The 12,862-nt window shown below is 71.9% G+C and carries 13 protein-coding genes; 4 read left to right on the forward strand and 9 right to left on the reverse strand.

Annotation, left to right across the window (positions count from 1 at the left end; translation table 11 throughout):
* Positions 1–39 precede the first annotated feature (39 nt).
* From glpK to M1D46_RS10035, 3 genes are all read right to left on the reverse strand, one after another.
* Positions 40–1,554 (reverse strand): glycerol kinase GlpK, encoded by a 1,515-nt coding sequence (gene glpK / locus M1D46_RS10025; protein WP_271171709.1) that lies wholly within the window; start codon positions 1,552–1,554, stop codon positions 40–42.
* A gap of 39 nt (positions 1,555–1,593) precedes the next feature.
* Entirely contained in the window at positions 1,594–2,349 is a 756-nt protein-coding gene (locus M1D46_RS10030; RefSeq protein ID WP_324011437.1) for an MIP/aquaporin family protein, read from the reverse strand.
* A gap of 108 nt (positions 2,350–2,457) precedes the next feature.
* Positions 2,458–4,164, reverse strand: a complete 1,707-nt coding sequence (locus M1D46_RS10035; protein ID WP_456285468.1) for a glycerol-3-phosphate dehydrogenase/oxidase — start codon at positions 4,162–4,164, stop codon at positions 2,458–2,460.
* A 109-nt stretch (positions 4,165–4,273) separates the two neighbouring features.
* On the opposite strand from M1D46_RS10035, the gene M1D46_RS10040 reads away from it, so the two are divergent.
* Positions 4,274–5,248, forward strand: coding sequence for a sugar-binding transcriptional regulator (locus M1D46_RS10040; protein WP_271171712.1), 975 nt, complete (start codon positions 4,274–4,276; stop codon positions 5,246–5,248).
* Positions 5,249–5,260: 12 nt separating this feature from the next.
* Here M1D46_RS10040 and M1D46_RS10045 read toward each other — a convergent pair whose 3' ends face one another.
* From M1D46_RS10045 to M1D46_RS10070, 6 genes are all read right to left on the reverse strand, one after another.
* Positions 5,261–6,148: a siderophore-interacting protein gene (locus M1D46_RS10045; RefSeq protein WP_456287158.1), complete on the reverse strand. Its 888-nt coding sequence runs from the start codon at positions 6,146–6,148 to the stop codon at positions 5,261–5,263.
* Between the two features lie 10 nt (positions 6,149–6,158).
* On the reverse strand, positions 6,159–7,001 hold the full coding sequence (locus tag M1D46_RS10050) for an ABC transporter ATP-binding protein (RefSeq protein WP_324011434.1): 843 nt from the start codon (positions 6,999–7,001) through the stop codon (positions 6,159–6,161).
* Positions 6,998–8,056 (reverse strand): FecCD family ABC transporter permease, encoded by a 1,059-nt coding sequence (locus M1D46_RS10055; protein ID WP_282977614.1) that lies wholly within the window; start codon positions 8,054–8,056, stop codon positions 6,998–7,000. The genes M1D46_RS10050 and M1D46_RS10055 overlap by 4 nt, the downstream gene beginning before the upstream one ends.
* A gap of 13 nt (positions 8,057–8,069) precedes the next feature.
* Positions 8,070–9,119 (reverse strand): FecCD family ABC transporter permease, encoded by a 1,050-nt coding sequence (locus M1D46_RS10060; RefSeq protein WP_456285120.1) that lies wholly within the window; start codon positions 9,117–9,119, stop codon positions 8,070–8,072.
* Positions 9,116–10,150, reverse strand: coding sequence for an iron-siderophore ABC transporter substrate-binding protein (locus M1D46_RS10065; protein WP_421075666.1), 1,035 nt, complete (start codon positions 10,148–10,150; stop codon positions 9,116–9,118). Before M1D46_RS10065 ends, M1D46_RS10060 begins: the two co-directional genes overlap by 4 nt.
* Before the next feature lie 82 nt (positions 10,151–10,232).
* Complete coding sequence (locus M1D46_RS10070; protein WP_421075665.1) at positions 10,233–11,387, reverse strand: glutamate--cysteine ligase; 1,155 nt, start codon at positions 11,385–11,387, stop codon at positions 10,233–10,235.
* Positions 11,388–11,575: 188 nt separating this feature from the next.
* On the opposite strand from M1D46_RS10070, the gene rpsP reads away from it, so the two are divergent.
* Genes rpsP through rimM form a run of 3 tightly spaced genes read left to right on the forward strand, consistent with a single transcriptional unit; the run spans position 11,576 to position 12,815 of the window.
* Positions 11,576–11,989: a 30S ribosomal protein S16 gene (gene rpsP / locus M1D46_RS10075; RefSeq protein ID WP_271171718.1), complete on the forward strand. Its 414-nt coding sequence runs from the start codon at positions 11,576–11,578 to the stop codon at positions 11,987–11,989.
* A gap of 5 nt (positions 11,990–11,994) precedes the next feature.
* Positions 11,995–12,225, forward strand: coding sequence for an RNA-binding protein (locus M1D46_RS10080; RefSeq protein WP_421075664.1), 231 nt, complete (start codon positions 11,995–11,997; stop codon positions 12,223–12,225).
* Positions 12,225–12,815, forward strand: coding sequence for a ribosome maturation factor RimM (gene rimM, locus M1D46_RS10085; protein ID WP_282977621.1), 591 nt, complete (start codon positions 12,225–12,227; stop codon positions 12,813–12,815). The genes M1D46_RS10080 and rimM overlap by 1 nt, the downstream gene beginning before the upstream one ends.
* Positions 12,816–12,862: the final 47 nt, after the last annotated feature.

The following is a 12,862-nucleotide window of genomic DNA, read 5'->3' on the forward strand; positions in this document are numbered from 1 at the left end:
CCCGGAGGATCGCTCCTCCGGGCCCGCCGTGCGCACAGGTCACGCGACGTCGTCGTCGACCCAGTCCATCGACTTCGTGACGGCCTTGCGCCACTGCCGCAGCAGGCGGTCGCGCTCGCCCTCCTCCATCGTCGGCTCCCAGCGCTTGTCCTCCTGCCAGTTCGCGGACAGGTCGTCGAGGCCGTTCCAGAAGCCCACGGCGAGGCCCGCGGCGTAGGCAGCGCCGAGCGCCGTCGTCTCGGCGACGACGGGGCGGACGACCGGCACGCCGAGGACATCGGCCTGGAACTGCATGAGCGCGTCGTTGGCGACCATGCCGCCGTCGACCTTGAGCTCGGTGAGGTCCACGCCCGCGTCGGCGTTCACGGCGTCGAGCACGTCGCGCGTCTGGTACGCCACGGCCTCGAGGGCGGCGCGCGCGATGTGGTTCCGGTTCGCGTAGCGGGTCAGGCCCACGATCGCACCGCGCGCATCCGGCCGCCAGTACGGAGCGAACAGGCCCGAGAACGCGGGGACGATGTACACGCCGCCGTTGTCCTCGACCTGGCGCGCGAGCTCCTCGACCTCGGGCGCCGTCTGGATGATCCCGAGCTGATCCCGCAGCCACTGGATGAGCGAGCCCGTGACCGCGATCGAGCCCTCCAGGGCGTAGTGCGTCGGGCCGTCGCCGAGCTTGTAGCCGACGGTCGTGAGGAGCCCGTTCTTCGAGTGGACGATGTCCTCGCCCGTGTTGAAGATGAGGAAGCAGCCCGTGCCGTAGGTGTTCTTGCTCTCGCCCTTCTGGAAGGCGGCCTGGCCGAAGGTCGCGGCCTGCTGGTCGCCCAGGATGCCGGCGATGGGGGTCTCGCGCAGGAGCGACGAGCTCTCGGCCGCGCCGTAGACCTCGGAGGACGAGCGGATCTCGGGCATCATCGAGCGCGGCACGCCGAACGCCTCGAGGATGTCGTCGCGCCACTCGAGCGTCTCGAGGTCCATGAACATCGTGCGCGAGGCGTTCGTCACGTCGGTGACGTGGACGCCGCCATCCGTCCCGCCGGTGAGGTTCCAGAGCACCCACGAGTCGGTCGTGCCGAACGCGAGGTCGCCCGCCTCGGCCTTCTCGCGCGCGCCCTCGACGTTCTCGAGGATCCAGGTGATCTTCGTGCCGGAGAAGTAGGTGGCGAGCGGGAGGCCGACGACCTGCTTGAACCGGTCGCCGCCCCCGTCGGCCGCCAGGCGGTCGACGATGTCCTGCGTGCGCGTGTCCTGCCAGACGATCGCGTTGTAGACCGGCTTGCCCGTCGTGCGGTCCCACACGACGGCCGTCTCGCGCTGGTTCGTGATGCCGACCGCCGCGATGTCGTGGCGGGTGAGGTCTGCGCGGCTCAGCGCGAGGCCGATGACCTCCTGCACGTTGCGCCAGATCTCGATCGGGTCGTGCTCGACCCAGCCGGCCTTCGGCAGGATCTGCTCGTGCTCCTTCTGACCGGTCGCGACGATGCTGCCCTTCTTGTCGAAGATGATCGCGCGGCTCGACGTCGTGCCCTGGTCGATCGCGATGATGTAGTCGGCCATGGTGATTCTCCTTTGAACGCGGATGCGGATGGCGGGTGCTCAGGCGGCGAGGCCGAGGAGCGCGGGTGCGGCGAGGGCGGCGATCGCGCCGCCGATGAGCGGGCCCACGACGGGGACCCACGAGTAGCCCCAGTCGCTCGAGCCCTTGCCCTTGATGGGCAGGATGGCGTGCGCGATGCGCGGACCGAGGTCGCGGGCCGGGTTGATCGCGTAGCCCGTGGGGCCGCCGAGCGAGGCGCCGATGCTGACGACGAGCAGCGCGACCGGCAGGGCCGTGAGCGGGCCGAGGCCGCCGGGCACGCCCACCTCGATGTCGCCGTAGTCGGCGAACGCGAAGATGATGAACACGAGCACGAACGTGCCGATGATCTCGGTGATGAGGTTGTGGCCGTAGGAGCGGATGGCCGGGCCCGTCGAGAACACGCCCAGCTTGTTCGCGGGGTCCTCCTCGACGTCGAAGTGCTGGCGGTAGGCCGCCCAGCACAGGACAGCGCCGATGATCGCGCCGACGAGCTCGGCGGCCGTGGCCACGAGGAACATCGTGAAGGTGATCTTGCCCGCGAGGAGCAGGCCGATGCCGACGGCGGGGTTGAGGATCGCGCCGGAGTACGCGGAGGCGAGCACGCCCGCGAAGACCGCGAGGCCCCATCCCCAGTTCACCATCAGGAAGCCGCCGCCGAAGCCCTTGTTCTTCGCGAGCACGACGTTCGCGACGACGCCGCATCCGAGCAGGATCAGCATCCCCGTTCCGACCATCTCGGACAGGAAGTAGAGCCCGAGGTTCACTTCGTTCATGTCTTCTTCGACCTTTCGTGAGTGCGGCGGCCCCTCTGCCGTCGCACGGGAGTGAGCGGAGATGTCTCCGGTCGGGGCCCCGAGGAGGGAGGCCCCTGCGACCCTGCGTCAGTGACGCGTGCGGTCGGGGATCGTGAGTCCGTGGAAGTCGTTGAGGATCGTGCGGGCCTGCTCGACCTCATCATCGCGCCGAGCGGCGTCCCAGCCGAGCAGCGGCGCGAGCGCGTCGGCCAGCTCGTCGAGGATGTCCGCGTCCGCGCCTCCCGTGAAGGCGATGCTCGTGCGGCGCAGCACGACGTCGGCGAGGTGGACGACGTGCTCGTCCTGCACCATCCACGCCAGTTCGCGCGTGGAGAGGTCGCCGCGCGCGAGCGGCGCGTCGTCGCCCTGGGCGATGAAGTCCCAGACGGCCGCGGCGCGTGTGCCGTACCGCGTGAGAAGGGCGTCGGCGCGCTCGCCCGCTCCGGCGAGGTGCGCGGAGGTCCACGCCCGGCGGTCGGCCGGCGTGCGCGGGAAGTCGCGGCCGCCGCCGATCGGGCGACCGGCCGTCTTGACGGTGCGGGTGCGGCCGAGGAGGTCGAGGACCGTGTTCGACAGCGACTCGCCGAGCGCGCGGAAGGTCGTCCACTTGCCGCCCACGAGGCTGAGGAGCGGGACGCGCCCCGAGCGGTCGATCTCGACCCGGTAGTCGCGCGAGACGAAGCCGGGTGCGGTGTCCTCGTGGCGGGGGAGCGGGCGGATGCCCGCGAAGCGGTAGACGATCTGGCCGCGGTCGACGGCGATTTGGGGGAAGACGTGGTGGATGAGGTCGAAGAAGTAGTCGACCTCCTCCTCGGTGCACACCGCCGGCGTGCTCGGGTCGGCGTCGATGTCGGTCGTCCCCACGAGCACGCGGCCCTTGAGCGGGTAGATGAGCACGATGCGCCCGTCCGAGTGCTCGAAGAAGATCTCGCGCCCCTTGGTCGCCGCGAGCAGCTCGGGGTGATCGAGGACGATGTGCGAGCCCTTCGTGCCGCCCATGAAGCGCGTCTCGGTGCCGAGCGCCTCGTTCGTGAGGTCGGTCCACGGGCCCGACGCGTTCACGACGACGTCCGCCGCGATGGGGAACGTCTCGCCGGTCTCCCGGTCGCGCACGATCACGCCGTCGTCGGTGCGGCCGACGGCCTCGACGTAGTTGAGCGCCTGCGCCCCCGGGTGCGCCGCGATGCCGTCGAGCAGGACGTCGAGCGCGAGGCGCTCGGGGTCGTGCATCGACGCGTCGAAGTACGTCGCCGTGTACGTGATCCTGGGGTCGAGGGCGGGAAGCTCCTCGAGCGACCTGCGGCGGCCGAGGAAGCGGTGCCGCGGCACCATGCCGCCGTCGCGCGAGAAGGTGTCGTAGATGGTCAGGCCGATCTTGATGAGCGCGGCCCCGCGCTCCTGCGGCTTGCCCGATCGGTGCGTGAGGAAGCGCATGGGCGCCGAGAGGATGCCCGAGAAGGTCGAGTAGATCGGGATCGTCGTCTCGAGCGGCTTGACGTAGTGCGGGGCGATCTTGAGGAGTCCGTTGCGCTCCTGGACCGATTCCTGGACGAGGCGGAACTCGCCGTTCTCGAGGTAGCGGATGCCGCCGTGGATCATGTGGCTCGACGCCGAGGAGGCTCCCGAGGCGAAGTCGCCCCGCTCGACGAGCACGACATCGACGCCCTGCAGGGCGAGGTCGCGGAAGGTCGAGATGCCGTTGATGCCGCCGCCGATGATGAGGACCGTCGTGCGGCCGGTCTCGCGGACGGCCGCGACGGACGGGCGCTCGGCGGAAGGACGGGAATCGATCATCGTCGACCTCTCTTCTGTGTCGGTTCGGGTATAGCCTCGGACCCGAGGACACAAGTGCACAACTCGACTGCACATATGTGCAGCGGGGGCGCGGCGGAGAGGTGGCGGAATGGACGCGGAGAGGCCGGGAGCCCGGGATGCGAAGCTCGTGCAGGCGCTCAAGGCCGCGCAGCTCTACTACATGCAGGACCGCACGATGGAGGCGATCGCGCGCGAGCTCGGCACGTCCCGCTCGTCGGTCTCGCGCCTGCTGAGCCACGCGCGGGACATCGGGCTCGTGGACATCCGGATCAACTCGCCGCTCGAGCGCGGGGGCATGCTCGAGCAGCGGGTGAGCGAGCGGTTCCGGGTGGCCGCGCACGTCGTGCCCGTGCCCGCGAACGTGAGCGAGGTCGATCGCCTCGAGCGCGTCGCGATGACGGCCGCGCGTCTGACGGCGCAGTTCGTCGACTCGAACATGATCGTGGGCGTCGCATGGGGATCGACGCTGAGCGCCGTGAGCCGCAACCTCCCCCAGAAGGAGACCCACAACACGACCGTCGTCCAGCTCAACGGCGCGGGCAACACGCAGACGACCGGCGTCGAGTACTCGAGCGAGATCCTGCAGCGGTTCGGGCATGCGTTCGGCGCGAAGGTGCAGCAGTTCCCGGTGCCCGCGTTCTTCGACGACCCGGCCACGCGTGAGGCGATGTGGCGCGAGCGGAGCACCCGGCGGGTGCTCGACCTGCAGGCGCGCATGGATCTCGCGCTCTTCAGCCTGGGCTCGCCGTCCGCCGAGGTCCCCAGCCGGGTCTACGTCGGGGGCTACCTCGACCGGGACGACTACCGGAGCCTCTCGGAGGACCGCGTCATCGGCGACGTCGCGACGGTGTTCTTCCGGGCGGACGGCAGCTGGCGCGACGTGCGGCTCAACGCGCGCGCGACGGGTCCGACGCTCGACCGCCTGCGCCGCGTGCCGCGTCGCGTGTGCGTGGTCGCCGGCGCGCACAAGCTCGCGAGCCTGCGCGCGGCGCTCGGCGCGGGGCTGGCCACCGACGTCGTGCTCGACGAGGCCCTCGCGAACCGCCTCCTCGACGCGAGCTGAGGGCGCCCTCGGTCAGATCTCGGATCGGCCGAGACGCCAGTAGCCCATGAACGCCACGGCGCGGCGGTCGACGCCGTGCTCGCTCACGAGGTGACGCCGCAGCGTCTTGATGCCGGCCGACTCGCCCGCGAGCCACGCGTAGAGCGGAGCGCTCCGGAGCGCCGTCGCGCCCTTCCTCCTCGTCGGCACGTCCCACAGGATCTCGCTGTCGACGTCGATCTCCTCCACCTCGGAGCCGCGGCCCCGCGCGCACAGCGCGGGCGCGACATCCCGCACCGTCTGCACGAGGTGCTCGTTGCGCTGTCGGGAGCCGCGCCCTGTCACGTGCACCGCGAACCCGGGGTGGTCGGGCAGGTAGGCGGCGTCGCGGTCGTCCGGCACCTCGAGGACGACCGTGCCCCGCGCGGTGCGGGGGAGCTGCTCGAGGATCACCGCGATCGCGGGCGCGGCCGTCTCGTCTCCCGCGAGCAGGACGTGCTCGACCTCGGCCGGCGGCACGAAGTCGACGCCGAGGCTCACGCCCTCGCGCTCGACCGTCGGCGCGAGGATGAGCAGCTCGTCGCCCACCTGCGCGCTCTGGATCCACGCCGAGGCAGGGCCCGAGACGTCGTGCGCGACCATGTCGACGTCGACCTCGCGGAGGTCGCCGCGCACGGCGCGCGTCGTGTAGGTCCGGAACGGAGGACGGCGATCGACCGGGAGCTCTCGCCAGGTCGTGTACCAGTCCTCGCCCGTCGGCATGTCGTCGATCGACGCCGTCGCGCTCGGGAAGACGACCTTGATGCGCTGGTCGAAGCCGGGGTCGCCGTAGCGGTGCAGCTGCTCGCCCGTGAACGTGAAGCGCCGGAAGCTGGGGGTGAGGTCGGCGATGCGCGCGACGGACACGCGGAAGAACTCCATGTCGGACACGTCAGACTCCTGTCGGGGTGGAGTGCTCGGCCGTGAGCGCGGCGGGGAGCACGTGGTGGCGGCCGCGGGGGAGCACGAGGGGCGTGCCCGAGACCGGGTCGGTGATGACGAGCGCGTCGAGGTCGAACACGTCGGAGATGAGCTCGCTCGTGACGACGTCGCCGGGTGCGCCCGAGGCGATGAGCCGTCCGGCGCGGAGCGCGAAGAGGTGGTCGGCGTACCGGGCCGCGAGGTTGATGTCGTGGAGCACCATGACGATGGTCGTCCCGCGGCGCCGGTTGAGGTCGGTGAGCAGATCGAGCACCTCGATCTGGTGCGTGACGTCGAGGAAGGTCGTGGGCTCGTCGAGGAGGAGGATGCCCGTCTCCTGTGCGAGGGCCATGGCGATCCACACGCGCTGGCGCTGGCCGCCCGACAGCTCGTCGACCGACCGGTCGGCGAGATCGGCGATGCCGGTCGCCTCGAGCGCCTCGGCGACCGCGCGCTCGTCCTCGGCGGTCCACGAGCGGAAGAGCTTCTGGTGCGGATGGCGGCCGCGTCCGACGAGGTCGGCGACGGCGATGCCCTCGGGCGCGATCGGCTGCTGGGGCAGGAGCCCCAGCGTGCGCGCGAGCTGCTTGGTGGGGACCTCGTCGATGCGGCGCCCGTCGAGGACGACGCCGCCGCTGCGCGCGGGGATCAGCCGGGAGATGGTCTTGAGCAGCGTCGACTTGCCGCACGCGTTGGCGCCCACGATGACGCTGATGCGCCCGGCGGGGACGACGAGGTCGACGCCGTCGACGATCGTGCGGCCGCCGTAGCCGGCGACGAGGGACTGTGCTTCGAGGGTGTGCTGCACCGTCATGAGGAACCTCCGAGGCGGCTCGTGCGGACGAGGAGGAAGAGCAGATAGGGGGCGCCGAGGATGCCCGTGATCACGCCGACGGGGAACTTCGTGTCGAACGCGAACTGGCCGAGGAGGTCGGCGCCGAGGACGAGGCAGCCGCCCACGAGGGCCGCCGGCACGGCGAGCGAGGCGCCGGGGCCGACGATGCGCGCGGCGATCGGCCCGGCCAGGAACGCGACGAACGCGATGGGCCCCGTGGTGGCGGTGGCGAAGCACGCGAGCGCGACGGCGGCGAGCACGAGCAGGATGCGCGCGCGGTCGACGCGCACGCCGAGCGCGGTGGCCGAGGCGTCGCCGAGCTCGAGCGCGCGCAGGTCCCGCGAGAGGAGCAGCACGAGGGGCAGGAGGATCGCGACCGCGACGGCGAGCGGCACGACGTCGTCCATCTTGACGCCGTTGAGACTGCCGGTGAGCCAGCGCATCGCGACCGGGACATCCCACTCCGCCGCGCGCGAGATGACGAACGCCACGACCGAGTCGAGCATCGCGCCGATGCCGATCCCGATGAGGATCAGCCGGCCGCCGGTCGACTCCCCGCCCCTGGCCGTCGCGTAGATGACGGCGGCTGTGCCGACTCCCACGACGAGCGAGAGGAGCATCGTCGCGCCGGCCGACCAGTGCAGGACGACGAGGGCGACCACCGCGGCGGCGCTCGCTCCCGACGTGATGCCGATCACGTCGGGGCTCGCGAGCGGATTGCGCAGCATGGTCTGGAAGGTCGAGCCGGCCAGGCCGAACGCGAGCCCCGCGAGCGCCCCGGCGATGGCCCGCGGGACGCGCAGCGTGCCGACCGTGAACGACGCGCCGGGGACATCCGCGCCGAGGATCACGGCGAGGACGTCGCCCACGGGGTAGATCGTGCGGCCGAGCATGAGCATCGCGCCGAACAGGGCGACGAGCAGCACCGCGAGCACGGCGACGGCGATCGCGCGGCGCCGTGAGCGGCGCCGGCGGCCGGCGCGCAGCGGCTCGACGACGTCGGGCGTCGTGGGCGCGGGAGCGAGGACGGTCATGGCGGGCTTTCGGTCAGAGGGCCTTCATGCGCGTGCGCCGCGCGATGAGGACGAGGACGGGGGCGCCGAGGAAGGCGGTGACGATGCCGGCCTCGACCTCGCCCGGCGAGCCGATCACGCGGCCGATCGTGTCGGCGAGGGTGAGGAGGACGGCGCCGCCGACGGCGGAGAGGGGGAGAAGCCACCGCTGGTCGGGGCCCGACAGGAGACGCACGACGTGCGGCACCATGAGGCCCACGAAGGCGATGGGCCCTGCGATGGCCGTGACGCCCGCGCACAGGACGACGCCGGCCGCGGCGGCGATGGCCCGGGTGCGCCCGACGCGGACGCCGAGCCCGACCGCCACGTCGTCGCCGAGGGCGAGCGCGTTGAGTGCGGGCGAGGCGAGGAGAGCGACGAGCGCGGCCGCGGTCAGCAGCGGCACGATCACGGCCATCGTGTCCCAGCTCGCGCCGCCCACGCCGCCGACCTGCCAGAAGCGGAACTCGTTCATCGCCTGCGCGCGCGGCAGCAGCACGGCGCTCACGAGCGAGGACAGCGCGGCGGTCGTCGCCGCGCCGGCGAGCGCGAGCTTGATTGGCGTCGCGCCGCCGGGGCCGATCGAGCCGATCACGTAGACGAACGCCGCGGCCAGGCTCGCACCCGCGAGGGCGAGGCCGAGGTACGCCCAGGTCGACGAGATGCCGAGGAAGGCGATGCCGCACACCACGAACAGCGAGGCACCGGTGTTGACGCCGAGGATGCCCGGATCCGCGATGGGATTGCGCGTGACCGCCTGCATGAGAGCGCCGGAGAGCGCGAGAGCGGCCCCCGCGGCGAGCGCGAGCACGGTCCGGGGGATGCGCTCCTGCACGGCGATCGCGCCGAGCTGCTGCGCGACCTCCCCCCGCGTCCAGGCCGCGAGGCCCTCGAGGATCTCCGGAAGGGCGACCGTCCGCGAGCCGAACGCGAGCGAGAGGACGGCGGCGACGGCGATCGCGAGGACGCCGCCGATGACGAGGGCGACGCGCCGCACCGCCTCCGGCTTCGAGACGGAGGCGGTGCGGTGCTCCGCGAGCGTCACTCGGCCTTCGCCGCCGCGTCGCTCAGCAGCCCGACGTACTCGTCGAGCATCCACGGGATGGACAGGGCGGTCGGCGAGACCGCGCTGGAGAGGGCGTCGCCCATGCCGACGGCGACGACCGCGCCGTTCTGGACCGCGGGGATCGTGCTCCACAGCGGGTCGGCCTGGAGGGCCGGGAGGAGGTCGTCGCCGCCGTACGCGACGATCACGTCGACGTCGGAGAGCCGGTCGACGTTCTCGGCGCTGAAGTCGGCGTAGAACGACCCGTCGGCTCCGGCCTCCTCGACGATGGTCGGCGTGTCGAAGCCGAGGTCGCCGAGGAACGCGGCGCGCGTGTCGCCCGCGGCGTACACGGAGCCGGTGGAGAGGTCGGCCGCGCTGAGCGACAGGAATGCGGCCGTCTTGCCCGCGAAGCCCGCGTCCGCGGTCGCCTCGGCGATCTGCTCGTCGATGTCGGCGATGAGGGCCTCGGCCTCGTCGGCGAGCCCGAGGGCCGCGCCGTCGAGGCGGATCGTCTCGCGCCACGGCGTGTACCAGGGCACGTCCGGGTACGCGACGACCGGCGCGATCTCGCTGAGCGTCGCGTAGTCGTCCTCGGTGATCCCGGAGTGAGCGGCCAGGATCACGTCGGGCGCGGTGTCGGCGATCGCCTCGAAGTCGATGCCGGCGGACGTGTCGAAGATCACCGGCTCGTCGGCGCCGAGCTCCTCGTACGCGTCGAGCGACCACTCGTAGAGGCCGAGCCCGTCGCTCTGGTCGAACGACCAGGTCTGGTCGTCGGCGCCCACAGGGGCCACACCGAGGGCGAGGGCCGCGTCGTGGTTGCCCCATCCGATCGCGGCGACGCGCTCGGGCGCGCTCTCGATCGTCGTCGTGCCGAGCGCGTGCTCGATCTCGACCGGGAAGGAGTCCTCGGCCGGCGAACCCGCGTCCGCGTCGGGGTCGGTGGTCGCGGAGGAGGAGGCGCAGGCCGTCAGGGCGGCGGCGGCGGTGAGGGTCGCGGCGAGCGCGACAGCACGTGTGGAACGCACAGGGGTGCCTTTCATCGTGAGGCCGGAGCCTCGGCGTCGGGTACTGAGCTTAGGCTACCCTAATGCACCCGCCGCCCGTGCATCACCCCCGCGGGGTGGGAGGGAGCGCGCGCCCCTGTGCGAACTCCGCCATGAGGTGCGCGACGACGGCGCGCAGGTCTCCGCCCGTCGCATCGGCGACCGCGGCCTGCCGTGCGTAGCTCGCTCCGCCCTCGAGCATGTCGCCGATGCCCGCGAGCTCGGCCGCGCATCCGAGCTGCTCCGCGATGGGGAGCAGATCATCGAGCGCCTCCGCGAGATGGTCCCGCACCGGCCGCTGCGCGCCCGACCGATCCACGACGACATCGGCGTCGAGTCCGTACCGCGCGGCCCGCCACTTGTTCTCGCGCACGTACCAGGGCTGCAGGACGAGAGGGGTCCGCCCGGAGTCGAGTGCGCGCGAGAAGGCCTCCACGAGCGTCTGGGTGAAGGCGGCGACCGCGGCGAGCTCGGCGGCCGTCGACATCCCATCGCACACCCTCACCTCGACCGTGCCCCAGCGCGGCGCCGGGCGGATGTCCCAGCGGACCTCGGTCTCGTCGGCCATGACCCCCGCTCGCGTCATGTCGTCGACGTACCCCTCGAAGTCCGACCACGCGTCCAGCTGCCAGGGGAGCCCCGCGGTCGGCAGCTGCTGGAAGACGAGGGCGCGGTTCGAGGCGTACCCCGTGCGCTCGCCCGCCCAGAACGGGCTCGACGCGGAGAGGGCCTGGAAATGCGGGAGGAACGTCGTGAGCGCGCCGACGATCGGCATGACCTTGGCGACGTCCTCCACGCCGACGTGCACGTGCACGCCCCAGATCATCATGTTGCGCCCCCACCACTGCGTGCGCTCGATGAGGGAGTGATATCGCGTCTTGTCGGTGACGGTCTGGTCGTACCACTGCGCGAACGGATGGCTCCCCGCCGACAGCAGCGCCACGCCGAGCGGGTCGGCGTGGGCGCGGACGACGTCGACGGCGGCGGAGATGTCGTCGAGGGCCTCGGCGACCGTCGTGCCCACGCCGCTGGTCACCTCGACCGTGTTGGTCAGGAGCTCGCCGGTGACCGTGAAGCGCTCGCGCTCGGTCGCCGCGGCGAGCGCGTCGACGATCTCGGGCCCGCGCCCGACGAGCTCGCCGCTGTCGCGATCGGCGAGCATGAGCTCCCACTCGACGCCCACGGACGAGCGGGCGGAGCGGGCGAAGCGCAGCGTCATGCGCTCAGCCTCGCACAGACGACTCGCGTGGCGGATGGTTCGCGCCTCGGTGCGTCATCTGGCAGAATGGAGGGTCGGACCAGCTGCTCGACCCTCTATCCAGCAGCCGGACCACCCTCAGAGCTTCCGCCGGCGTGCACCCCACGCGCAGGGCGACGTTCGATCCCTCTTCACCACACAGGAGAATCGTGGCTGTCAAGATCCGTCTCAAGCGCCTGGGCAAGATCCGTGCGCCCTACTACCGCATCGTCGTCGCCGACTCGCGCACCAAGCGCGATGGTCGCGTGATCGAGGAGATCGGCAAGTACCACCCGACCGAGGAGCCCTCGTTCATCGAGGTCGACTCGGAGCGTGCGCAGTACTGGCTCTCCGTGGGCGCTCAGCCCACCGAGCAGGTCCGCGCCATCCTCAAGATCACGGGCGACTGGGGCACGTTCAAGGGCGACAAGGACGCCAAGAGCACGCTGAAGACCGCCGAGGAGAAGGCCGCGTACGCGCCCGACTCGTCGAAGAAGTCGGTCGTCAAGCCGCAGGCGCCGAAGAAGGCGGAGGAGCCCGCCGAGGCTCCCGCCGCCGAGGCCGACGCCGAGTCGGCAGAGTAGTCGTCGTGCTGGCTGCCGCGCTCGAGCACGTCGTCAAGGGGATCGTGGATCACCCGGACGACGTGAGGATCGTCGCCTCGTCGTCGTCGCGGGGGGATGTGCTCGAAGTGCACGTCCACGCGGATGACCGGGGGCGCGTCATCGGGCGCGGCGGCCGCACGGCCAAGGCTCTTCGCACCGTGATCTCGGCGCTCGCCGACGGACGGCGCGTGCGCGTCGACGTGGCGGACGACTGATGGCCGACCGGTCCGGCTCCGCGAAGAACCAGCTGCGCGTCGGGCGCATCCTCAAGGCCCACGGCCTCAAGGGCGCCCTCAAGCTCGAGCTGTACACCGACGACCCCGACGGACGATTCGTCCCGGGAGCCTCGTTCGCCCTCCAGGTGCCCGAGCAGTCGAAGTGGCACGGCCGCTCCGTCACGGTCCGCGAGTTCCGCTGGATGAACTCCGCCCCCGTCGTGTTCTTCGAGGGCGTCGACGACCGCGACGAGGCGGAGAGCCTCGTCCGCGCCATCCTCTGGATCGACCAGGACGACGACGCCGAGCAGCCCGAGCCGGACGCGTGGTACGACCACCAGCTCGTGGGCCTCGACGTCGTCCGCGACGGCGTCTCGGTCGGCCGCGTGGCGCGCGTCGACCACCTCCCCGCACAGGATCTCCTCATCGTGAAGTCCGGCGAGCGCGAGGTGATGGTCCCGTTCGTCTCGGCCATCGTCCCCGAGGTCGACATCGCCGCGGGGCGCATCGCGATCACGCCGCCCGCGGGGCTCTTCGAGGACCTCGCCGACGACGACGCCTCGACGGAGAGCGCGCCCGCGTCGGAGTGACCTGAGGCGCGCCGCGCGCGGCGCCTCACAATCGGCCTGCGCCGCCC

The sequence above is a fragment of the Microbacterium sp. JZ70 genome (genome assembly GCF_053903225.1).

Coding starts and splice junctions, on each gene's coding strand:
- glpK (WP_271171709.1), bottom strand. CDS start 1,554: ATGGCCGACTACATCATCGCGATCGACCAGGGCACGACGTCGAGCCGC.
- M1D46_RS10030 (WP_324011437.1), bottom strand. CDS start 2,349: ATGAACGAAGTGAACCTCGGGCTCTACTTCCTGTCCGAGATGGTCGGA.
- M1D46_RS10070 (WP_421075665.1), bottom strand. CDS start 11,387: ATGACGCTGCGCTTCGCCCGCTCCGCCCGCTCGTCCGTGGGCGTCGAG.
- M1D46_RS10055 (WP_282977614.1), bottom strand. CDS start 8,056: ATGACCGTCCTCGCTCCCGCGCCCACGACGCCCGACGTCGTCGAGCCG.
- M1D46_RS10040 (WP_271171712.1), top strand. CDS start 4,274: ATGGACGCGGAGAGGCCGGGAGCCCGGGATGCGAAGCTCGTGCAGGCG.
- rimM (WP_282977621.1), top strand. CDS start 12,225: ATGGCCGACCGGTCCGGCTCCGCGAAGAACCAGCTGCGCGTCGGGCGC.
- M1D46_RS10045 (WP_456287158.1), bottom strand. CDS start 6,148: ATGGAGTTCTTCCGCGTGTCCGTCGCGCGCATCGCCGACCTCACCCCC.
- M1D46_RS10050 (WP_324011434.1), bottom strand. CDS start 7,001: ATGACGGTGCAGCACACCCTCGAAGCACAGTCCCTCGTCGCCGGCTAC.
- M1D46_RS10035 (WP_456285468.1), bottom strand. CDS start 4,164: ATGATCGATTCCCGTCCTTCCGCCGAGCGCCCGTCCGTCGCGGCCGTC.